At 51.8% G+C, this 20,943-nt stretch carries 15 protein-coding genes; 7 read left to right on the top strand and 8 right to left on the bottom strand.

Features of this window, described 5'->3' with window-relative positions; translation table 11 throughout:
• Positions 1–212: 212 nt before the first annotated feature.
• On the bottom strand, positions 213–2,933 hold the full coding sequence (locus K3T82_RS36470) for a winged helix-turn-helix domain-containing protein (RefSeq protein ID WP_220198427.1): 2,721 nt from the start codon (positions 2,931–2,933) through the stop codon (positions 213–215).
• Between the two features lie 171 nt (positions 2,934–3,104).
• Between K3T82_RS36470 and K3T82_RS36465 the strand changes: the two genes are divergently transcribed.
• The 3 genes from K3T82_RS36465 to K3T82_RS36455 are packed head-to-tail and all read left to right on the top strand — an operon-like array spanning position 3,105 to position 5,965.
• On the top strand, positions 3,105–3,737 hold the full coding sequence (locus tag K3T82_RS36465; protein ID WP_220198426.1) for a TetR/AcrR family transcriptional regulator: 633 nt from the start codon (positions 3,105–3,107) through the stop codon (positions 3,735–3,737).
• A gap of 28 nt (positions 3,738–3,765) precedes the next feature.
• Complete coding sequence (locus K3T82_RS36460; protein ID WP_220198425.1) at positions 3,766–5,391, top strand: FAD-dependent monooxygenase; 1,626 nt, start codon at positions 3,766–3,768, stop codon at positions 5,389–5,391.
• A gap of 40 nt (positions 5,392–5,431) precedes the next feature.
• A complete protein-coding gene (locus tag K3T82_RS36455; protein WP_220198424.1) occupies positions 5,432–5,965 on the top strand; it encodes a cysteine hydrolase family protein in 534 nt (177 codons plus the stop codon).
• Between the two features lie 93 nt (positions 5,966–6,058).
• On the opposite strand, the gene K3T82_RS36450 is transcribed toward K3T82_RS36455, so the two are convergent.
• From K3T82_RS36450 to K3T82_RS36440, 3 genes are all read right to left on the bottom strand, one after another.
• Positions 6,059–8,821 carry a serine/threonine protein kinase gene (locus tag K3T82_RS36450; RefSeq protein WP_220198423.1) on the bottom strand — a complete coding sequence of 921 codons (2,763 nt, stop codon included), beginning with the start codon at positions 8,819–8,821 and terminating at the stop codon, positions 6,059–6,061.
• A 213-nt stretch (positions 8,822–9,034) separates the two neighbouring features.
• Positions 9,035–9,523, bottom strand: a complete 489-nt coding sequence (locus K3T82_RS36445; protein WP_220198422.1) for an anthrone oxygenase family protein — start codon at positions 9,521–9,523, stop codon at positions 9,035–9,037.
• A 152-nt stretch (positions 9,524–9,675) separates the two neighbouring features.
• The gene (locus K3T82_RS36440) at positions 9,676–10,755 is read right to left on the bottom strand and encodes a glycoside hydrolase family 43 protein (protein ID WP_220198421.1); all 1,080 of its coding nucleotides are present in this window, start codon (positions 10,753–10,755) and stop codon (positions 9,676–9,678) included.
• 295 nt (positions 10,756–11,050) lie between these two features.
• Here K3T82_RS36440 and K3T82_RS36435 point away from each other — a divergent pair, with 295 nt between their 5' ends.
• From K3T82_RS36435 to K3T82_RS36425, 3 genes are all read left to right on the top strand, one after another.
• Positions 11,051–12,571 carry a molybdopterin-dependent oxidoreductase gene (locus tag K3T82_RS36435; RefSeq protein ID WP_220198420.1) on the top strand — a complete coding sequence of 507 codons (1,521 nt, stop codon included), beginning with the start codon at positions 11,051–11,053 and terminating at the stop codon, positions 12,569–12,571.
• A gap of 532 nt (positions 12,572–13,103) precedes the next feature.
• A complete protein-coding gene (locus tag K3T82_RS36430; protein WP_236031799.1) occupies positions 13,104–14,852 on the top strand; it encodes an ABC transporter ATP-binding protein in 1,749 nt (582 codons plus the stop codon).
• Positions 14,849–16,609 (top strand): ATP-binding cassette domain-containing protein, encoded by a 1,761-nt coding sequence (locus tag K3T82_RS36425; RefSeq protein ID WP_220198418.1) that lies wholly within the window; start codon positions 14,849–14,851, stop codon positions 16,607–16,609. Before K3T82_RS36430 ends, K3T82_RS36425 begins: the two co-directional genes overlap by 4 nt.
• A gap of 106 nt (positions 16,610–16,715) precedes the next feature.
• On the opposite strand, the gene K3T82_RS36420 is transcribed toward K3T82_RS36425, so the two are convergent.
• Positions 16,716–17,201, bottom strand: a complete 486-nt coding sequence (locus K3T82_RS36420; RefSeq protein ID WP_220198417.1) for an RrF2 family transcriptional regulator — start codon at positions 17,199–17,201, stop codon at positions 16,716–16,718.
• Between the two features lie 121 nt (positions 17,202–17,322).
• Here K3T82_RS36420 and K3T82_RS49720 point away from each other — a divergent pair, with 121 nt between their 5' ends.
• Positions 17,323–17,580, top strand: a complete 258-nt coding sequence (locus K3T82_RS49720; protein ID WP_338001103.1) for a nuclear transport factor 2 family protein — start codon at positions 17,323–17,325, stop codon at positions 17,578–17,580.
• Between the two features lie 104 nt (positions 17,581–17,684).
• On the opposite strand, the gene K3T82_RS36415 is transcribed toward K3T82_RS49720, so the two are convergent.
• The 3 genes from K3T82_RS36415 to K3T82_RS36405 are packed head-to-tail and all read right to left on the bottom strand — an operon-like array spanning position 17,685 to position 20,927.
• Positions 17,685–18,566, bottom strand: a complete 882-nt coding sequence (locus K3T82_RS36415; RefSeq protein ID WP_220198416.1) for a carbohydrate ABC transporter permease — start codon at positions 18,564–18,566, stop codon at positions 17,685–17,687.
• On the bottom strand, positions 18,567–19,508 hold the full coding sequence (locus K3T82_RS36410; protein WP_220198415.1) for a carbohydrate ABC transporter permease: 942 nt from the start codon (positions 19,506–19,508) through the stop codon (positions 18,567–18,569).
• A 51-nt stretch (positions 19,509–19,559) separates the two neighbouring features.
• On the bottom strand, positions 19,560–20,927 hold the full coding sequence (locus K3T82_RS36405; protein WP_220198414.1) for an ABC transporter substrate-binding protein: 1,368 nt from the start codon (positions 20,925–20,927) through the stop codon (positions 19,560–19,562).
• Positions 20,928–20,943: the final 16 nt, after the last annotated feature.

The following is a 20,943-nucleotide window of genomic DNA, read 5'->3' as shown; positions in this document are numbered from 1 at the left end:
CTATCCAAGCCGGCCAAGCTCTTTCGGGATAGCTATTCTACTGTATAACACCAACGCAAGATTGGAGCGTGTGATGGTTGAGGGCGAGAAGGAGAGGGCGCAAAGCTCGCAAAAGTCTCTATTTGCCCTTGAAAGTTTAACTTTAGTCATGATGGCTTCTTAAAAAGAATAGAGCAGGTATTGCCAGCGAGAATAGTGTAGTGCTGTGATAATTACAATAGCCCCAGGCGTTGGGCGGCATCGTAGGCATCCTTGCGACTGGAGACATTGAGTTTGCTGTAGATGCTTCTGACCTGGGTCTTAACTGTGTTGATAGAGACGACCAGTTCGCTCGCAATATCCGGGCGGGAACGTCCGGCGGCAAGTAGGCGCAGAACGCGCAACTCCTGAGGACTGAGTAGAGCAGCGTTAGTTGGCGTTGTTTCAGGTTCAGGGAAGGCCTGTATGAGCACGCGAGCGTAGGCTACTATATGAGGATGCATTGCTCTATCATAGTTATGCTCTCTCTGTTGCACGTCGCGTATGGTCGCGCTTAAGAGTATGCGCATCGGCTCGCCCTGGTCGAGAAAGAGGCGCTGATAATTTTCTGGCTGTGCCTTCTCAAGTGCTTGTATCAAGAGTCGCTGAGCCACTTCTTGCTGATGCGTTCCCATCGTATGTGCTAGAGCCAGGAGAATAAGAGCCTCCAATTCTCTTTGGGTGTGTCCTTGCTCGCGGGCATGATGGAGACTGGTATTAAGCAGGCTCAGTGCTTCAGAAGTCTGCTTTTGCGCGAGCAAGAGGCGAGCCTGGGTCAGCGCTTCGCGCTCGTCCAGGATGTAGGAGAGGGCCCGTTCATCATTGGCTCGGCTCGTAGACCAGCGTTGTGCAGTGGACTGGTCATCGCACGTGAGAGCTATAATGGCCTGCTCTAGCAGCAGTTCGCGACGCAGGTGTGGGCGTCGCACGCGCGCCAGGAGCGCTGAGGCAGCATGCATGTATTCTTCCTGCCTGGTTACACATGCCAGAAGGAGAAGGGCTCTCACTTGTAATCCTTCTTTCTTGCGTTGCTCACCCAGGGTCAGGGCCTTACGTGCCTCATGTTCAGCCTGATCAAGCAGATTCCATTCATAGGAGAGGTGAGCCAGCCCAAGCAACGCTTCTCCCTTGTCATCAAGCCAGTATTCCTCCGCGCTTTCTTTCTCAACCTCCTGAAGTATCTGCAGATAAAACATGTTCGCCTGATGGAGATTGCCGCGCAGGAGGTTGATCTGAGCCTGGGCGGCAATGGCCGCGAGCATAGGCGATATTGCTTCGCAGGAGGCTAGTAGCTGGCGAGCCTCTGTACAGGCGTTCCAGGCAGCGTCGAGTCGCCCCAGCCATAGTTCTTCCATGCTGACATTTAGCAGGCTCATGCCACGCCATTGGACCTCATGTGCTGGGAGATGGAGCAGGGACTCACGTGCCAGGCGGAAGGATTCGGCGTAGTCCTCTTGCCAGAGAGCGACGAGGGCACGAAAAGATTGAATTTGAGCCAGGCGTGCCAGATTGCCTTCGGCGTGCCAATGGTGCTCTGCGATGCTCAGAGGTGTCTCGATGCGTATGCGTGTGGCTGGGGCGTGTCGATCCTGCGTGAAGAGTAATGCGGTCGCATAGAGGAAACCCAACCCCGGCTGTGTGTGCAAAGTCTCAATGGGTAGCACTTTGAACCAGCGCCAGAGTGTTTGGTGTTCCAGGTAGTTCCCCATCGGTTCGACAAGACGTGCGATCAGAGCTGCCATGCGCGGGAAGTCTTGGGCCTGCATAGCGACCTCAATCGCCTCCGGTAATCTATTTTCACCCTCGTACCATGCACTAGCTCGACTCAAACAGGAGTATACTTCCGCATCTCCAAGTCGCTTATGAGCTTCGTGGCGCATAGCTTCAACGAAAAGGGCATGATAGCGGTACCAGACCTGCTCGTCATCAAGTGGTTGAAGGAACAGATTGGCACGCTCCAGGTCGTCGAGTACTCCCGCGCTATCGCCGCGACCGGAGACTGCATCGCATAGCGGGGCTGTCAGGCGGTCGAGCAGGCTCGTCTGTAGAAGGAAGGTCTGTAGCGATTCCGACTGTTTGCGCAACGTCTCCTGTACCAGATATTCGAGGATGTGGCGATGACTACCAGTGAAGGTAGAGAGGAACTGCTCAGGTGTCCGTTCATGTCCACGCAGAGCCAGAGAGGCTAGCTGGACGCCCACAGGCCAGCCTTCTGTGCGTTCGGCTAGCTTTTGGATTACCTCCAAAGGCAAGGAGTGTGCTAGCGTACGCTCCAGGAAGAGACTCGTCTCCTCAAGCGTAAAGCGTAGGTCAGGCACGCGCAATTCAAAAAGTTCATCACTGGCACGCAGGCGAGCTAGAGGAAAGGGTGGATCGCTACGCGTCAGGAGAACCAGTCGCAAACCAGAGTTGGGCAGATCGAGAATGCTCGTCAAATCATTGTGGAGCTGTGGCGTCTCAATCAAGTGGTAATCTTCCAGTATCAAGGTGCCAACCTTGGAATGGCCATGCAAGTCATTGAGCAGCGTTGTTAACATGATGCCTGGCAGGCGGTCAGGTTGGGTCTGGTGTGACGATTGCAGGAGGTCTAGCGCGGCTTGCCCTACACCAGGATAGATTACCTGACATGCCAGGATGAAGTAACGCCAGAAGCGAACGGGATCGTTATCACCCTCATCTAGAGCCATCCATGCTACTACTGGGTGCTCCTGCCTGGCGTTACGACTAGCAGCCCATGCGCTTGCTATCGTTGTTTTGCCATAGCCAGCGGGCGCGGAGATCAGAGTCAGTTTACGCTCAGTCGTGGTATCCAGGCATGCCAATAATGCCTCTCGCTCCACTATTGAAGTGCGCAGGCGTGGAAGATGTAATTTCGGTAGCATCACTTGTGGCAGAGATAGCGCGTCACTGCTCACGGAGCAGACTCCTTCTTAATCCAACCAAACAATCGTTACCCCCACAGAGTACAACGTACAGCTCCTACACGCAACATTCATAACAACTTCTCTTGACAATACCGATTAATCGAGCTATAGTTTCTATATAGGTACGGTACGGTTTAGTTTACTTTTGTTGCGAGGTGATATATGGAGGAAACATTGGAGGAGGGAGCACGAAGTCGAGCCAAACGCGAACAAATATTAGAAGGTGCAAGACACGTATTCCTGCGCGAAGGCTTCGCGGCTGCGAGTACAGATACCCTTGCCAGGGAAGCGGGTGTTTCCAAGCGCACTCTCTATGCTTATTACCCAGGCAAGGAGGAGCTCTTTGTCGACGTTGTGCGCAGGTTCACCATCGAGCATCCTAGAACACGCGTGCTCGACTTTATACAAGGGGCGAGGCCACGTACTTCAGAAGAGCTACACGGTACCATACTTATGCTGGCGCAAAAAGTTATTGATAGTATTATGCGGTCAAAGGAACTGGCGATTTTGCGTGCGATTATTGCCGACTCCCACCGTTTTCCTCAACTTACAGAGACTTTGCGCTCAACTATTCCAGAACGCGCCACTCTGGAAGTTTCCCTGATGCTTGAGCGAGCACGAGCGAATGGAGTCGCGATCCAGCAGGGTGATACAAAAATTATGTCGCGTATGCTTATTGGTCCGATTTTGAGCTATGTCTTGTTTGATGGCTTACTTCGACCAGAACCGCAGCCACCAGACATCGAGAAGCTCAAAGAGATAGTCAATATGTTTATGAAGGCAATTCTAGTCTAGAGAGGTAAGAGCTCGAAAGGAATGAGCAATGGCAACAACGACAGATGTCCTGGTGATTGGCGCAGGTCCCACAGGTCTGATGGCTGCGAACTTGCTAGCTCGTAATGGTGTACGTGTGAGAATAGTGGACAAGAAAGACAGCCCTACAGAGGAGACTCGCGCTATTGTAATGCATGCGAAGACGCTGGAACTGCTGGGAAAACTCGGCCTTGCAGACCAGGCAGTTAAGGAGGGTCAGAAGTTAAACGCACTTCGAGTTCTCAATGAGGGCAAAAGCGCAAGAGTGCTTAGTTTTGAAGGTGAAAGTGCGCGCACACCTTATCCATTCCCGCTGATCTACACCCAGGACCAGACCGAGCATCTTCTGATTCAGGGTCTTGACCAGACCGAAGTTCGAGTCGAGTGGAACACCGAACTATTGAACATGGAGCAGGCAGCAACGAGTACACAGGCTACCATTCGGTGTGCCGATGGCAGCCAGGAAACCATCGAGGCTAGATGGATCATTGGCGCGGATGGTGCGCACAGCCCTGTACGGCACACACTCGCCCTGGGATTTGAAGGAGAGACGTACAAGCAGGCCCTTTTCCTGGCAGATGTTGACCTGGAGGGAAATCTGGAAGATAGTGAGGCTTCTATTGGTTTCATGCCTCTGGGTTTTCTCGCTTTCTTCCCAATGCCTGGAAAGCGACGCTTCCGCGCTGTTGGCGTACTCCCTCTGGAATGGAAAGATAGAGATGCTATCACGGTTGACGAGGTGCAACAGGTATTCGACACCTACCGAGACCGAACCATCCAGATTACCAAAGCTCGTTGGATTTCGGTGTACCGTACCCACCATCGAATGTGTGAGCGCTTCCGAGTTGGGCATGTCTTCCTCGTTGGAGATGCCGCTCATATCCATAGTCCAGCGGGTGGGCAGGGGATGAACACGGGGGTTGGCGATGCCTATAATCTAGCCTGGAAATTGGCGCTTGTAATCAAGGGCCAAGCCCAGCCAGAGCTTCTTGATTCCTACGAAGCCGAACGTATGCCCTTTGCCCGCGCCATTTTAAATGGCTCGGATAAAGCTTTCCAAGTGCAGGCAATGTCGCAGCCGTTTGTGCAGCAGCTCAAGATGTTTGGAATTCCTTTACTCTTCCGTTTGGTCACAAGTTTTGCCCCGCTTAGGCAGCGCGCCTTCTGGCTCGTTTCTCAGCTTTGGACTAGCTATCGAACCAGCCCGGCTGTCGCGCCGACTGAATCAGGGAAAGAAGGATCGCGAGCGGGTGACCGCGCGCCCTATGGTTACTTTGAAGTAGGAGCCAACGCTGGGAAAAGCGTTTTTAGTTTGTTCACGGACATGGATCATCATCTCCTCCTTTTCGCTGGAAGTAGGGCCGATACGACAGATATACACTTGCAAGAGATGGAAGCCAGCACGCGGTCACTCATCGAGGCCTATGCTATGCCAATTCAACTGCATACTGTGTCGAAGGGGAATGTGAGCCTGCAAGAAGCATATGAAGTAGAAGCACCAACGCTCTTTCTCGTCCGTCCCGACGGGCATATCGCTTATCGTGGTTCTGCGCAAGACCTGAGCAGTCTGCGAACCTATCTTGATGGACTTTTCATCAAGAGTACTCAGGATGAGTATATAGGGGGAGTTAGATGATATACTCTCTTTAGCAAAAAGGTAGGATGGAGAGCTAGCAATGGAAAAGACAAACACCGCGCTGATTGTGATCGATATTCAAATGTACATGTTTTCACCTGAGAACCCGGTGTATCAAGGCGAGCTACTTCTGGAGAAAATAGGCAGCCTTCAGGAGAAGGCGCACCGGGCTGAGGTCCCAATCATCTACGTTCAACAGGGACGCCCACGCAAAGGGCACCCTCTCGAAATGGGTAGTCCTGGCTGGCAACTACACCCCATCCTTGTACCTGGCCCACAGGATATCATTATTCAGAAGCAAATGCCTTCCACCTTCTATCAGACTACACTCGATGAGTATTTGAGCACCCATCGTATAAAAAAGCTTGTTATAGCAGGAATACAGACGGAGTTGTGTGTAGATACTACCTGCCGGGAAGCGTCTGATAAGGATTATGACGTTACTCTTGTCAAAGATGCACATAGCACATGGACGAGGGAAGAACTTGCGGCTCCTCAAATTATCGCACACCACAATTCCTTGCTTGGAGACTGGTTTGTGACAGTGGAAGAAGAGCTACAGATCGTCTTTTAAGAGGCGAAATAAAGAGACAGCTTACGAATTATCTTCTTCGTAGCTGTCTCTTTATAATTTTCTTATAGCAGTGTCCAGCGTATTGCATACGCTTTAAGATCCAATGATGGGTAGCATAAGGAGGGCCGCAAGGAAGCAGCCTAATAAGGCAAGGATAACAATGGTGCGTGGCTGACCCCGGTGATTTATGAGCATGATGACGCAACAGATAGAGGCTATGATGAGCGCGAGAACTAGCCCTAGCCAGAAAAGGTGCGTGAACAGCCCTGTGAGTGCGCCTGTGAGGGCAATGACGGTGACAATAGTTGTACCACTCTTTCTGGATAATGGGCTGTACATCTCGGTCTCGGAGGCAAGGTGATCGGGGTCTCCAAACTGGCGGGCATTGCTCCAGACATCCTTTAGCAATGGGCGCGCCTGTTCGAACTGCTTTTGAGCGACGAGTTGCTTAGCCTGCTGATACACTGGCGTATAGCGTTGGTTCTGTTCGACGATGGTGAGCGCATTACGCGCCACACGATTGTTTTTATCCTGATCGATGGCCTGTTGCCAATACGCATGAGCCTGCTGCCAATCACGGGCCTTTTCGGCTGCCCGTGCCTGGCGAGTAGTGAGATCTTTAATATGTTTATCAACGGCGGCATAGAATTGGTCGTCCATGATAAATTGCCTTGGGTCCGAAGGGAGAGTTGGCTTTTGCTGGCGTAGCTGTTCGAAGATATTCCTGGCTTCGGCAAACTTACCTGCATTTTGCGCCTGCTCGCCTTGCAGGAAGAGCTTCTTTTGTTCGCTCGCAATATGCTGACGCTCCATTTGTGGTAGCCAGTCTTTGAGCTGTGAATAGGTCATCAACTGCACCTCGTTAGGCGTGGCCTGATTGCGTGCGGTGCTCCCACCTTTAGAGGCGATCTGGTTATTGTACGCTGCTTGCTGTGCGGCGATAACAGCATGGTCATATTGAGCTTGTTCAGGGGCGGCAAAATGTTGCGCGATTTCATTGAGACGATTACGGGCGTCCGCGAAGTCATTCTCTTTGATAGAGCGTCTGGTAACTTCACAGGCTCGATTGTATGCACGTTGGCGTAGTGTGCCTATGTTTGGATAGTTCGGGGTGATCTCCCGGAGTGATTCAATGAGAGTGAGGGCGGAAATTGGTTCGTTGCCCATGATAGCCTGGTCTGCGTTGTGGAAGATTGCCTGGGACCAGCGCTTCTCAAGCCTTCGCAGGCGTTCATCCTGAGGTAAGACGCGGCGCATATGTATGATCTGTTGTTTGCTGAGCACAAGGTCTCTATTTGCCAGAGCGGCATCCGCAGAGCGTCCGATAGAAAGCATCAGTTGCTCTCGGATCTCAGTCAGACCACGGAAGTCGGGCGCGAGGGATTGTAGAACGCTGACTTGCTCGATTGCTAGCACGACATCACCGGATGCCAGGAATTTACGCGCCTTCTCATACATCCAGTTATATTCTTTGTCCTGGCGAGCGCGGAAGAGTTGTTCGGAGGTGGACTGGTCCTGGGGAGCGAGGGTCTGCATATCCTCAAGCAAGCGAATTTCCTCATCAAGCTTACTACTCAGTTTCGCTTGCTCAACACGGCCTGCGAGCAATTTAAGGTGGGAGGGCTGAAGCTGACGAAGTTCTTCTCTGATGAGTTTAATAAGGACGCCATTATTATAGGTAGCGTCGATCTTTAAGCCCTGCTGCCAACAGAGAATAGCTCCATACATATCGCCTTGCGCGCGGGCCATCAGGCCGCTATGGTACCAGGTATCGGCATCAAGGGTACTCCCCTGACCAGTATTGCCGCTATTGTTCTGTTGCTTCTGCCAGTCGGCCTTCTTCTCAGCGATCAAGGCCAGTTGGATAATCTCGGCAGGCTGCGAGAAGTAGTCCTGAAGACGTTTACTCTGCTCGCCAGTTGTATGTATGACAGGTGCCGGACTGGGCATTACCGGAGTGTGGGCAGGTGGATTGACGACAGGTGTAGGGGGAGCAGGAACCACGCGCGGTGTGGCAGGCGGTGGCACAACTTCGGTTGGCTGTTTGTACGTTTTGAGCGTCTCCTCCAGAGCATCGGAGAATTCCTGAACGCTAGAATAGCGCTCCTGTGGTGTCTTCGCGAGTGCCTTGAAGACTATATGCTCGATGGAGGAAGGTATGCCAAGTTGGCGCTGACTGAGGGAAGGAGGTGGCTCTTTGGCGTGCCCTACCGCGATATCAACTATTGAGCCTCCAAAGAAAGGGGGATAGCCACAAAGCCATTCGTAGACAACAACCGCCAGCGAGTATTGGTCGCTTTCGGGCGTGGCATGTCCCTGAGCCTGTTCGGGTGCCATATAGGTGTATGTGCCCTGAGCAGTCTGTGGGGTCATTGTCTCCATACGGTGCGCGATGATCGCGATGCCAAAATCACCCAGTAGCGTCTCCCCATTCGCGCCCAGCAAGATATTCTCTGGCTTGACATCGCGATGAATGATCTTCTGCTGATGAGCGTATTGCAAGCCGGATGCGATATCGCGTACATAATTGACGATGGTGGGTAAGGGAACCGTTTGTCCACGTGGATGGCGCTCGCGTAGCGTGCCCTGTGGAGCATAATCCATGACGAGGTAAGGGAACTCGTCTTCCAAACCGAAGTCGAGGATAGAGATGATGTGCGGGTGGCGTAGGGCTGCTACACGCTTGGCCTCAGTGAGGAAGCCATGATGTGAGTCGCGTGAGCGTAAGACTTTGATTGCCGCGAGCCTGCCCAGGTGGACATGTTCACCGAGGTAGACATCCGCGAACCCCCCCGTACCCAGGCGACGTATGATGTGATAGTTGCCTAACTGTTGCTGCCCTCCAGGGTTGATCACGTTTGCCTCCCTCAATCGTTGGTATCGATATATGACGCATGCGTTGCCCAATTGGGCAGAGCCATTATAGCAGCGTTTTGTCTTCTATTGCAAGAAACGAGCACAAGCAGCAGAGGGGATCAGATGCGAGCGCGAGGGATTCCGTTTGCTTGTTAGCGATAGGTCTCAAGCAGAATTGGAATATTCTGCTGTAGAGTGCCCAGATGAGCGCGCTTAACCTAAGAGGCACGCAACGAAGACAAGCACTGTAGCCGCAATAGCAGCCAGAGTGCGGATAGTATGGAGGAGCATCCAGGGCGATCCTGGTCCTTGAAATTCCTTTCTCACTTTGTCAGCCTCTTCTTCCGAGATCTGATCTATATCAATTTCGGCGAGCTGGTTGTTCAAGGGAATATTGCCCATGGCTGTCACGCCGTTCGCTCCCAGGATATGAAGGAGCGCGGCAGCCAGAAGCCAGCCAAACTGGGGTGTTCCCCAATAGAGAAATGCTGCAACAGGTAGCAATATAGTTGGCCCGAAAAAACCTAGAAAGAAGACCGAATTAAGAATCTTGACATTGATCGTTTGCATTGCCGCAATATGCTGCGTCCCTTTTAGGGCACGAAGAGATGGCACAACCGCGACGCTGAAGGCATAGAGCAGTCCGGCATCGAGGCCCGTGAGTGTTCCCGCCACGATGAGCACGATATTATTCAATTGCATGGAAATCCCTTTCAATGAAGAAATAGCAAGCCTCTATCTATACGCTTAAAGAGGGCGGAGGGTAGCAGCGCGAAAACTATATCGCGCTGCTATCCAGCAGCGTGAGGATGTGACCAGGGTGCGAGCCAACTCTTCAATGAGAGGGTATATGCCTAGCAGGGTTGTTGGGTGGTTTCATCGAAGGATGTATAACCCTTTGGCCCACCGCCAAAGGTTGGCGTTCCATCGCTATTCCAGGTCTGCGGCTGAGCAAAGATTTTGCGATCATCCCAGCCATCGCTGGCGGAGGACTTAGCATGGTAGACCAGCCAGTTTTTGCCGTTTGGTCCTGGCACAGGCAATGAGTTGTGCCCAGGTCCATAGACTCCACCACCTGAGCTGAAGACCGGCCCAATCTTGGTATAAGAGGCATAGTAGCCCATGTCTCCCCCATGATAGACGAGCTCACCCAGATTGTACGACGAGGTCCAGCTTGCATTCGCACTGTAGACGATAGTCAGAGTATTGTTGGGGCCGATAAATGCCTCGGGCCCCTCTTCAATAGCCTGAACTGAGATCTCCCAGCTCTGATCGGGATTGGCAATGAGCTTGCGGTATGGCTCGTCGACGTGCAAGGGGTCGCTCATATGGGCGATGTAGATCTGCTGAGGCGCGTTTCCTCCATTGCCGGGAGGCGTTCCGGACCAGAGCAGATACCAGTTGTTGTTATAGTAGAAAACTGTTGGATCAATGGCCCACTCATTGGTGGGGTCCTGTACGCGTCCGAAGAAGGACCAGGAACCCAGCGGATTGCCGCTATTGGCGGTAATTGCATAGATACGATGGGTATTGTTCGTTGCATCGAAACTACCCATGTCGCGAGCGGCGGCGAAGTAGATGATCCAACGCCCATTCAGATTCTCAAGCTCTGGTGCCCAGACCTGGGTGCTATACTCGGTCCCGGCTGGTGCCGTCCAGATGCGCGTGTTTTGGGCGCTGCCCAGGCCACCAAGATTGGTTGACGCTCGTATCCAGATACTTGTTCCATCTGACTGTACAAGGTAGTACAGGCCGTTAGCATACCAGATTGAGGGGTCCTGTCCAGGAGAGACAATGGGATTTTGCATCGTGCAAGCTGCGTGCGCTTGAGGAGTACCACTGCCAGCGGCGGCAAGAATAACCATGATGAGAGCCAGCCAGGCGGCAAGCCCGAAACGCACGGCATGGCGAATAGGTTTGCAAGAATTGTCCATAACACTCCTTTGTTATAGCATTCTTCTTCTAAGCACACCTTTGCGGTATTACAACGTTACAAAACTTGTATTGCCAGTGTACCACCTATTATCCCCCATTTACGAGCACAGCAGTAACCAGATAATGCAATCAATACGTGTGAGAGTAAGAGGATGCTGATGACCACTTGCTTATGAGTAGAGGTTGTTTGAAGGTCATTATATGAAAACCAATTCTCACTTGAATGCGTGTATTTTCCTGGTGTAGCAAGCGCTGTCGCGTATAGTTTTCTCAATAGAGAAAAACAGGAGTGAAATGATGTTCTGGTATATGATACAGGCCTCATTAGACTTTCCCTTATGGTTACGTGTAAGTCACTATATCAATCTGCTCTTTATCGGGCTGCTTATTCGTAGTGGGCTTCAAATACTGGGTGCGCACCCCAGGCTTTACTGGCATGATAGTAGTGATCCACGCCGTGCCTGGCTGACTCTGACAAAGAAGAAGATTCCAGAGGGTAAGCTCTATACCTCTATGGACGATGAGGTGAGTGTTTCCCCGTTTTTGGGCCTGCCAGGGAAGAAGAATCTTGGCCTGGGGCGTCACTGGCATTTCTTCTCAATCATCTTCTGGGTTCTCAATGGTCTCGTCTATGTGACCTTGCTGTTTGTTACAGGCGAATGGAGTCGTTTGATTCCAACCTCCTGGTCCATTGTTCCAGCGGCATGGCATACCTTTGTGACCTATATTACGTTACATATCCCACCTGCGAGCGAGTTTCGTCCCTACGATCCACTGCAACAACTGGCATATGCTGCCGTCGTGTTTTTGTTAGGACCTTTTATGCTGGCGACCGGTGCGGCGATGTCGCCCGCGATAGAGGCGCGTTTTCCCTGGTACCTCAAGCTGCTGGGTGGCAAGCAGTCAGCGCGTAGTCTGCACTATCTAAGCCTCATTTTATTTACCGTCTTTATCTTTGTGCACACAGCTCTAGTCCTTATCGTTCACTTTCAAAGCAATGTTCGTGCTATTGTGCTGGGGTCAGAGACGAGTGACCTGGGTCTGGCGTTCACTATTGGCGTGATTGCTCTACTAGTGGTAGCTATTATCTACATCTGGTCTTCCTGGTATACACTGCGTCGCCGGAGCCTTATGCAGCACGCATTGGGAGCCATTGTTGATCCTGTGCGTAGGTTCCTTTTGCATAAGGCCGTATCCAAACAACGCTATGGTTCGGACGACATCTCTACCTACTTCTGGGTCAATGGTCGTCCACCACAGGAGGATGAGTTCAAGGCTCTGGTTGCCAACGATTTTAGCGACTGGCGCTTACAGATTGGTGGTCTGGTGGAGCATCCCCTTCAGTTCTCGTTGGCGGACCTGCGTGCCTTCCCCAAGCATACCCAGATTACAAAACATAACTGCATTCAGGGTTGGTCTGGGATCGCGGAATGGAGTGGTGTCTCGTTGAGCGAGCTAATGGAGGTTTGTGGTGTGCGGCCAGAGGTGAAATATCTGGTTTTTACATCCTATCAGCGAGGTGCGCAATCATATCCAGAGGCGACTGATGAAGAGAAGCAGCGTTACTTCTATGAAACGATTGATATGCAGCAGGCTCGCCATCACCAGACCATCCTAGCCTACGAGATGAATGGTATCCCACTACTACTTGAGCATGGAGCACCACTGCGTCTGCGCGTCGAGACGCTATTGGGCTACAAGATGGTCAAGTATCTACACTCAATTGATTTTGTTGAGGATTACAGCCACATCGGTGCAGGTCAGGGTGGTTTTCGCGAGGATGTCCAGTTTTATGGTAGGGGAGCGGAGGTATAGAGGGCGTGAGTGGGTTCCAGCTTAAGTGCCAAGCCTGTCTCTGGTGGTAAAACCTCTTTGCCGAAAAAGTAGTAAATGGTCGTAGTAGAGGCTTGACAATGAGGACAGGTGTACGTTATGCTCAATACTACAATAACTTCATGGAGGACAAACCGCACATATGCCCCCCAAGTACTAATGCACGCTGAACCACAAAGCTGGTGAAAAACAGGTAATCTTAACACTCGCAAAATAAGAGCGCTCTCCTATCGTTTGGGTAGATGCGTGTCTGAATGTGTGGGTGTGTGCATTGCTTGTCCGTGTGCATGTGTCGTACTGGTGAGATAAGAGTGCGAGGTTTATCCCTTCTTCCCATTCCCTCTCTCTCCATACCTTGCTATCCATCCTGTGCACAAACATCGCTGGCGCGTCTGCGCGTGCCCGGTCACCAGCATGCAAGTCATGATCTTGATGTTTTGCAGCCTACCTCACTTCATTAGCCTCTTGAAGTGATTGGAAGTTAATGGCAGGCCCTCACAGGAAAGGATGCATTGTGAGTTTTCGACCCTTTACGCGCTACTTCTCCTTGCTTGCACGTTATCTCAAGCCACAGATGGGAAAAGCCCTACTCATGTCAGCCTTGCTGCTTGCCAGCATCGGTTTACAACTGTATAGCCCGTGGGTGCTTGGGCGCTTTATTGATACTACGCGTGAGCAGGGGCTTTCGCAAGCCCTTATCTGGCTGGCGCTGCTCTTTCTGCTTGCTACTTTTCTTACTCAAGGGGCTTCAGTAATCTCAGCCTATCTTTGTGAGCATGTAGCCTGGACTGCGACCAATAACTTACGCGCTGATCTGCTAACACATGTGCTTGGTCTTGATCTGGCCTTTCATGAGGACCATACGCAGGGAGAACTGCTTGAGCGCATTGACGGTGATGTCAATGACCTCTCAAACTTCTTCTCGAAATTCGTGGTCCATATGCTCTTTCATCTCCTGCTCCTCCTGGGAATTTTAGTGGCCTTGAGCGTAATGGATTGGCGTCTGGGAATCAGTATGGGGTTATACTGTCTGCTGGTTATCGTGGCCCTGACATGGATGCGCAGATCCACTGTGAATCGCTGGGTGGTCGCACGCGAGGCTAGCTCGGAGTTCTTTGGCTTCCTGGGTGAGTCTCTCGCTGCGGTGGAGGATGTTCGCTCGAATGGTAGCATGAGCTATGTATGGCATCACTTCTATAAGCGCTTCTATCGTTGGTATACTACCACAAGCCATGCGGGCTGGTCGGGGGCTTCTCCCTGGATTGTCTCTCAGGGCCTGTTTGTGCTGGGGCGCATGCTTGGGCTGGTCCTAGGGGCATATCTATGGAGTATTGGGTTAGCCTCGCCGGGAACAGTCTACCTCATATTTGTATATAGTTCTCTCCTCATGCAGCCTTTAGACCAGGTTCAATGGCAGCTACAGGACCTTAACAAGTCCGTATCCTGTATTCAGCGCATCGAAGGGCTCTTCAGCACGCACTCCGCAATTGAGGATGGAGATGGCACACAACCGGCAGCGGGTGCGCTCTCTGTCACCTTTGAGAAAGTCTCCTTTGGTTATACAGAAGGCGAGCCTGTGCTCAAAAACGTCTCCTTTCATCTGCCAGCCGGGCGGACACTTGGCATCGTAGGACGGACTGGTGGGGGCAAGACGACGATCACGCGCTTACTTTTTCGCATGTATGATCCACAGGTGGGAGTTATTCGCCTGAGTGAAGTTCCGCATACTGAACTGCACCTGTGTGAGCTTCGCCAACGTGTTGGGCTGATTACGCAGGATGTACAACTCTTTCACGCGACAGTCCGTGACAATCTGACTTTCTTCAAGCGAGACATCTCGGACGAGCAGATACTGACTGTTCTGGCGGAAATCGGTCTATCGCCGTGGTATCACGCGCTCGCGGATGGCCTGGAGACCATGCTGGGCGCGGATGGTGCAGGTCTCTCGGCAGGCGAAGCGCAGTTACTGGCCTTTGCTCGAGTGTTCCTGACCAATCCCGATCTCGTTGTGCTTGATGAGGCATCCTCCCGGCTGGACCCGCTCACTGGGCAGTTGCTTGAGCAAGGCATGGAGAAGCTTTTTGCTGGGCGGACCGGCATTGTCATCGCGCATCGTCTGGAGACGCTTCAGCGCGTCGATGATATTCTTGTACTTGAACATGGGAAAGTTATAGAGTTTGGTCCGCGGACAGAACTTGCAAGTGATCCCGACTCCCATTTTTCTCGCCTACTACACTACGTTGATGGAGCCATACACGCATGAAAACCTATAAATTGCGCGGAGCTTTGATACGCTATCGACTCTTCTATGAGGCCAGAGGTGTAATAGTCTCTTTCATTTCTCATGCCTCGACGGTGGCATTTGGTCTCTTGCTCCAGCAACTCTTTGACACGCTTTACCAGAAGCCCCATTTTGATGCTGCCCTGGGATATTTATTGCTTACTCTCTTTGGGCTAATCCTGGTACAGGTGGCACTACAGTTCATCGGGTTCGACAATACATTGAAGGTACATTATCCGGTACGTGGCTTGCTTTGCCGAAATGTCATTGCCCATATCTTTCAGCTTCCGGGAGCCAGAGCAGTCAATGTCGCGCCTGGTGAGGCTCTCAATACGCTGCGCGACGACACGGAGTCAATCGCCAACGCGCCAGGATTCAACCAGCTTGGAGGGTGGCTTTTCGCTGTAGTTGCTATAGTCATCCTCTTGCGCATTGATGCCCTGATAACCCTGCTAGTTCTTCTTCCACTCGCGCTTGTTATCATCATTACCCAGACCTGGATGAAGCGTGTAGAGAAGTATCGGGAGGTCAGTCGAAATGCCACAAGCCAGGTGACCGGCTTGATTGGAGAGATTCTGGGGGCTACGCAAGCCATTCAGGTAGCTGGCGCTGAGCCCTCAGTTATCGCGCATTTCCGTCAGCTGAGTAGCCACCGCTTGGTGCAGATGTTGCGCGAGCGCTTGCAAAACGATACCATCAGCGCTGTGCTAGGCAACACGGTTGGCCTGGGGACGGGTCTAGTGCTCTTTCTTGCCGCCCTCAATGCCCATGAGGCTCGCTTGAGTATCGGCGATATTGCCATCTTCATCTACTACATAGACTATATCGCAGGTACAATCTCGGGAATTGGGGCAAGTTTAAGTAGCCTTGCTCAAACTCGGGTCTCCTTTGGGCGACTGCTAGCTCTGATGCAGGGGCAGCGTAATACCGGTCATCTGGTCGAGCACCATCCTGTTTCCTTAAAGCGTGGGCCATTTCCGGTCGAAGAGCCATCTGTTCACCCTCTTCAGGAGAGGCTTGAGCGATTGACTATCGCTCATCTGACGTATCACTATCCCACAGGCGCAGGCATTGAGGATATCAACATGGAATTGCGACGAGGGGCACTGACCGCGATTGTGGGTCGTGTTGGCTCAGGCAAGACAACTCTGGTGCGCACGATCCTGGGATTGTTGCCAAAAGAGAAGGGCGAGGTGCGTTGGAACGGAGCACCTGTCGAGGACGCAGGGAACTTCTTTGTACCACCATACTCGTCCTATACCCCGCAAGTACCGCATCTCTTTAGCGATACCGTGCAAGCAAATGTGCAACTGGGACTGGCTGAGGGAAATGATGGTCTTCAGAAGGCTCTTTACGAGGCTGTACTGGATCAAGATGTCGTGAACTTTCCACAGGGGGTACAAACTGAGATAGGTACACGTGGCATGAAGCTCTCGGGAGGACAAGCGCAAAGAACCGCAGCTGCTCGGATGCTTGTGCGTCCAGCTGAGCTTCTTGTGTTGGATGATCTCTCTAGCGCGCTTGATGTCCAGACGGAGTCTATGCTCTGGCAGCGACTTTTCTCCCGGCGTGAGCAGACCTACCTGGTTGTTACACATCGGCGAGCTGTATTGCGACGAGCTGATCATATAATTGTGCTCAAAGATGGTCGCATCGAGAGCCAGGGCTCCATTGCCTATTTGCTTGAGCACTCCGATGAGATGCGAGCACTCTGGCAAAGCAGAATGACGGAGGAGTGATGAAAGAGGGTTCTACTGCCTATGAAAGTGCCTGCTTTTGTTAAGCGCCTACATAGGCTTAGAGCCCGGCGAAGATGGAGAGATTATGCTATTTCTATGTGAGGTATCATGTCCTTGAGATTACCCATTCGAAACTTTTTTCCCACAAATCAGCGGGAATTTCTTTTGCAAGAGTTTCAACGAGTTCAGAAAGATGCACGCTCTGTAGTTTCTTTCGCCATTCGTGGTCTGCCTCCCACATAATACGGGCGACCGGGCATGCCTTCGACTCACAATACTCTGCCTCTCGACAGGGATTATTCTTTCGAATTTCGGTGCATATAAAGGTTGATCTTTTCCCCTCTACGGCCTCGACGATATCTAGAAAGGTGATCTCGGAGGTATCCTTTGCCAGACGATATCCACCAGAAGGGCCCAGAGTACTTTCAACAATGGAAGCCTGCGAGAGGCTTTGTAAGGCCTTTGAGAGATATTCCTTTGGAATACCATGAAACTCCGCCAAATCTTTGGTCGACAAGTAACGATTTTCTGGCAGCCCGGCGAGGATGGCGCAACAATGTAGTACCCACTCGACTTGATTTTTTAACAGCATTGGTTTGACCCCTCGGTTCTCGATAAAAACGCGACATCGACTGAGTTTGTTGCCATATTTCTCTTGTTCTTTTCGGATCTGACACAACGCCACACTGTCGCCTTGCGCCTTCTTTTTTTTGGTGGGTTACCTCCCGGATCGAGTCTATTATAAACTAGCTTACCGGTTTCATCAAACTGGAGGAAATGCAGAGGAACAATCAGATAGCCAGTCTAAGGTTGAAGGAACGCATGTGCTTGATTCTCGTAAAGAAGAAGGCCAGTTAAAGCAAGGTATAGGGCATGGAACAAGTGTATTTCAAAAGCTTAGTGGTGATTGGAAAGTGACTCATGAACATTTGAGTTTCTCTTCCTCATTAAAGATGCTCTCTTGCCCATAGTTAAAAATCCTGCTTCGTGCCTGGTCAGCCTCAGACGCGCCTACATATTACAATTTATATAATATGTAGGCGCGTACCTTCTAAACACAACTATAGCGTGCAAACTAGCCTTTGAGGCCAGTTCCGGCAATGCCTTGCACGATCTGGCGTTGGAAGAAGAGGAAGACGATCAGCACGGGGATGCCACCTAGTACAGCCGTTGCCATGATCTGAGCATAGCGAATGCCAAACGATGTCTGGACCGTCGATAGGCCAACGGGCACTGTCATCATATCGTTTCCGGTCACAACGATAAACGGCCAGAGGAAGTTATTCCAGGAAAGCACGAAGGCGAAGATCGCGACAGCGGCAATCGCAGGTCTCGCGAGCGGCATCCAGATTTGCCAATAGATGCGGAGCAGGCTTGCACCATCCATGACCGCCGCATCTTCAAGCTCAGATGGAATGCCATCAAAGTACTGCTTGAAGATAAAGACGGCAAGAGGTGAGGCAATTTGTGGCAGAATGACTCCCCAATAGGTATCCACCAGACCGAATGCCTGCATCTGAGTGAACAAAGGCACAATGAGGATCTGGCCTGGAATCATGATGCCTGCCAGAATGACCCAGAAGAGGATATTCTTGCCTCGGAAGGAGATACGTGAGAATGCGAACGCGGTCAAGCTTGCCAGAATTACTGTCACCACGCTGATGATCGCTGAAGTCAGGATGCTATTGAAGTACCACTGTGGCAGATTGCTTGTCGCGAACGTGCTGATATACGCGTCCAACGTGAAGTGCGAGGCAAGCCAGGAGATGGGAATAGCCGTCGTTTCTCCCTCCGGTTTGAGTGAGGTGTCGATAGCCCACAAGACCGGAAGTAGCCAGATAATTGCTAGTATGATAAGCAGGACAAATGCTGCTCCATTGGCAATCTTGCGCCTTGTGCGCTGATTTGTTGTGGCCTGACTGTTTATAGACGGTTGCTTCAGTGCTTGTATAGCCATTTATGCCTCCCTTCTCTGGCGCGTGAGTAGCGCGAACTGTCCTAATGAGACGATCAGGATGATGAGGAAGAGGATGTACGACATAGAGGATGCGAAGCCAACGCGATAGGTAGTAAAGCCTGACTCATAGATATATTGCACAACGCCGCGTGTCGAGAAATTTGGACCATCGCCACCCATCAACAAGTAGGCCTGGTTAAAGATTTGAAGTGACGCGATCACTTGTAGAATGATGATCATAGTCGTGGTGCGGTTGAGAAGGGGAATGGTAACCCAGCGTATTCTTGCCCACGCGCCCGCGCCATCCAGGGATGCGGCCTCCTGTAGTTCCTGCGGAATCTGCTGTAAGCCCGCGAGGTAGAGGACAAAGTTGAAGCCCACTGTCCACCAGACTGTCAGGATGATGACTGACATTAAGGAGACACTGGGATCAGCCAGCCAACCTACTTCTTTGAGACCAAGACTCGCTAATATGCCGTTTATCAGTCCAAATCCTGGCTGGTAGAGCCAGTTCCAGATCAGAGCGACGACGGAGACTGGTAGTATAAAGGGCGCGAAGAAGACGGCACGAAAGAAGCCCTGAGCAGGGATGGCGCGATTCACAAGAAGGGCCAGGACCAGGGCAATAATTACCAGTATGGGGGTACTGATGATGGTAAACAAGAGAGTGACGCCCAGAGACTTCCAGAATGCGGGATCACCCAATAGCTCCTGGTAGTTCGCGAAGCCGAGGAAGTCTGAGGCTCCAGCCCCGCTAATGGTCCAATTGAAGAAGCTCATGCGTAGGCCAAGGATAACCGGCCAGATCAGAAAGAGCGCGTATATGATGAGAAATGGCAGTACAAAGCCATATCCTGCCAGGTCCAGGCGCCAGCGCCGAGCTTTGAGTTGCTTCTCGGTTGTTTCCTGAGCGTTGGATGTCGCTAATATTATATCTGACATGATCGCTCCTCTCGTTGACTACAGTGTCTTTCGATGTTTATTCAACGCCTGTCATTGTTGAAATGGGAGCTTAATACTTAGCAGTTTTTGCAGAGCGTCACGGAACTGGCGCAGCCCTTGCTGTGGGGATGCCTGCCCATTTAGTATGGTCTGGAAAGCTGCGCCTGCCTGGTTCTCAAGTTCGGAACCTGAACCGCTAAACCACGCGTTAGGGTCAAAGACGACATTGGAGGCTACACTGGCATAGTTCGATTGTGGCTTAAGTTTTTTGTACTCCTCACTGTCTGTAACTGGCAGATAAGAAGGGACATGTCCTCCCTGTGCCCACTCGTAGCTGTTCTTCAACATGTAGCTGATAAATTCCAGTGAAGCACTTCTGCGCTCCGGATCTGTCGCGATTTGGCGCGGCAGCACGAAGGAGTGCGAATCGGCCTGGACGCGGTACTTATCAAATACCAGTGGAAAGGGGGCCATGCTAAACTCGAAGCCCTTCTGGTTCTCGAAAGTGGTTACTTCCCACTCTCCATTCCAGAGGAACGCAGATTTGCCACCGCCAAATAGCGCGACTGAACCAGCATAGTCAATATTGGAAGCGGCTACTTTGGTATTGATGGTCAGGTCTGCCATAAAGGAGAGAGCCTGCTCCGCCTTGGCGTCATCCAGAGCCAGTTCTTTATTATCTGGCGTAAAGATTGCGCCGCCCAACTGGCTATAGAGGGAGTAGAACAATCGCCAGGGGGTAACACCTTGAATCTCAAATACCACGCCATACCCGCCAGAAGCCTCTTTGGCGCTCTTGAATGCGTCAAGTACTCCGTTGATTCCCTGGAAAGGTTTGAGATTCCCGTCTGCATCGAGGAGCCCTGCCTTACGGCAGATTTCGACGTTGTAGTACATGACAAAGGGGTGAGTATCCAGGGGAATAGCGTACACCTTATCGCCGTGGTGAGCCCTCTGCCAGATTGGGGAGAGGAATTTGTCTTCAGCAATGTCATATTTCGCTAGCTCGTTGAGGTCGAATGGCTCCAGCAAGTCCTGCGCGACATATGTTGCTACTCGCGTCATATGCGAGATAGCGACATCGGGCGGACGTCCGCCAGCCGATGCCATTGTCAGTTTCGTGTAATAGGGATCGCCCCAGGCCAGAGTAACTGGCTGGAGATGAATGTGGGGGTTGCTTTGCGCGAAGGCATTTTCCATCTGGATCATGCGCGCGCCATCACCACCCCCAAAAAGGTTCCAGTACGTAATGCTTGGGCCTGATCCAGATGGAGCGGCGCATCCTTCAAGTAGTGTGAGCGCGGCGCTGCTACTTAGACCGAGCGCGACCGTGCTCGCGAGAAACGAGCGGCGCGACATGCGACCAATCCGGACCTTCTTACTCCATTCGGCTAGAATCTCGCGTTGCTCAGAAACCATACGAAATCCTCCCTGA

The organism is Ktedonospora formicarum, from assembly GCF_016587355.1.
Classification (GTDB): domain Bacteria; phylum Chloroflexota; class Ktedonobacteria; order Ktedonobacterales; family Ktedonobacteraceae; genus Ktedonobacter; species Ktedonobacter formicarum.
This window is presented reverse-complemented; position numbering and strand designations above follow the sequence as displayed.

Coding starts and splice junctions, on each gene's coding strand:
- K3T82_RS36465 (WP_220198426.1), top strand. CDS start 3,105: ATGGAGGAAACATTGGAGGAGGGAGCACGAAGTCGAGCCAAACGCGAA.
- K3T82_RS36460 (WP_220198425.1), top strand. CDS start 3,766: ATGGCAACAACGACAGATGTCCTGGTGATTGGCGCAGGTCCCACAGGT.
- K3T82_RS36455 (WP_220198424.1), top strand. CDS start 5,432: ATGGAAAAGACAAACACCGCGCTGATTGTGATCGATATTCAAATGTAC.
- K3T82_RS36445 (WP_220198422.1), bottom strand. CDS start 9,523: ATGCAATTGAATAATATCGTGCTCATCGTGGCGGGAACACTCACGGGC.
- K3T82_RS36440 (WP_220198421.1), bottom strand. CDS start 10,755: ATGGACAATTCTTGCAAACCTATTCGCCATGCCGTGCGTTTCGGGCTT.
- K3T82_RS36435 (WP_220198420.1), top strand. CDS start 11,051: ATGATGTTCTGGTATATGATACAGGCCTCATTAGACTTTCCCTTATGG.
- K3T82_RS36425 (WP_220198418.1), top strand. CDS start 14,849: ATGAAAACCTATAAATTGCGCGGAGCTTTGATACGCTATCGACTCTTC.
- K3T82_RS36420 (WP_220198417.1), bottom strand. CDS start 17,201: ATGCTGTTAAAAAATCAAGTCGAGTGGGTACTACATTGTTGCGCCATC.
- K3T82_RS36415 (WP_220198416.1), bottom strand. CDS start 18,566: ATGGCTATACAAGCACTGAAGCAACCGTCTATAAACAGTCAGGCCACA.
- K3T82_RS36410 (WP_220198415.1), bottom strand. CDS start 19,508: ATGTCAGATATAATATTAGCGACATCCAACGCTCAGGAAACAACCGAG.
- K3T82_RS36405 (WP_220198414.1), bottom strand. CDS start 20,927: ATGGTTTCTGAGCAACGCGAGATTCTAGCCGAATGGAGTAAGAAGGTC.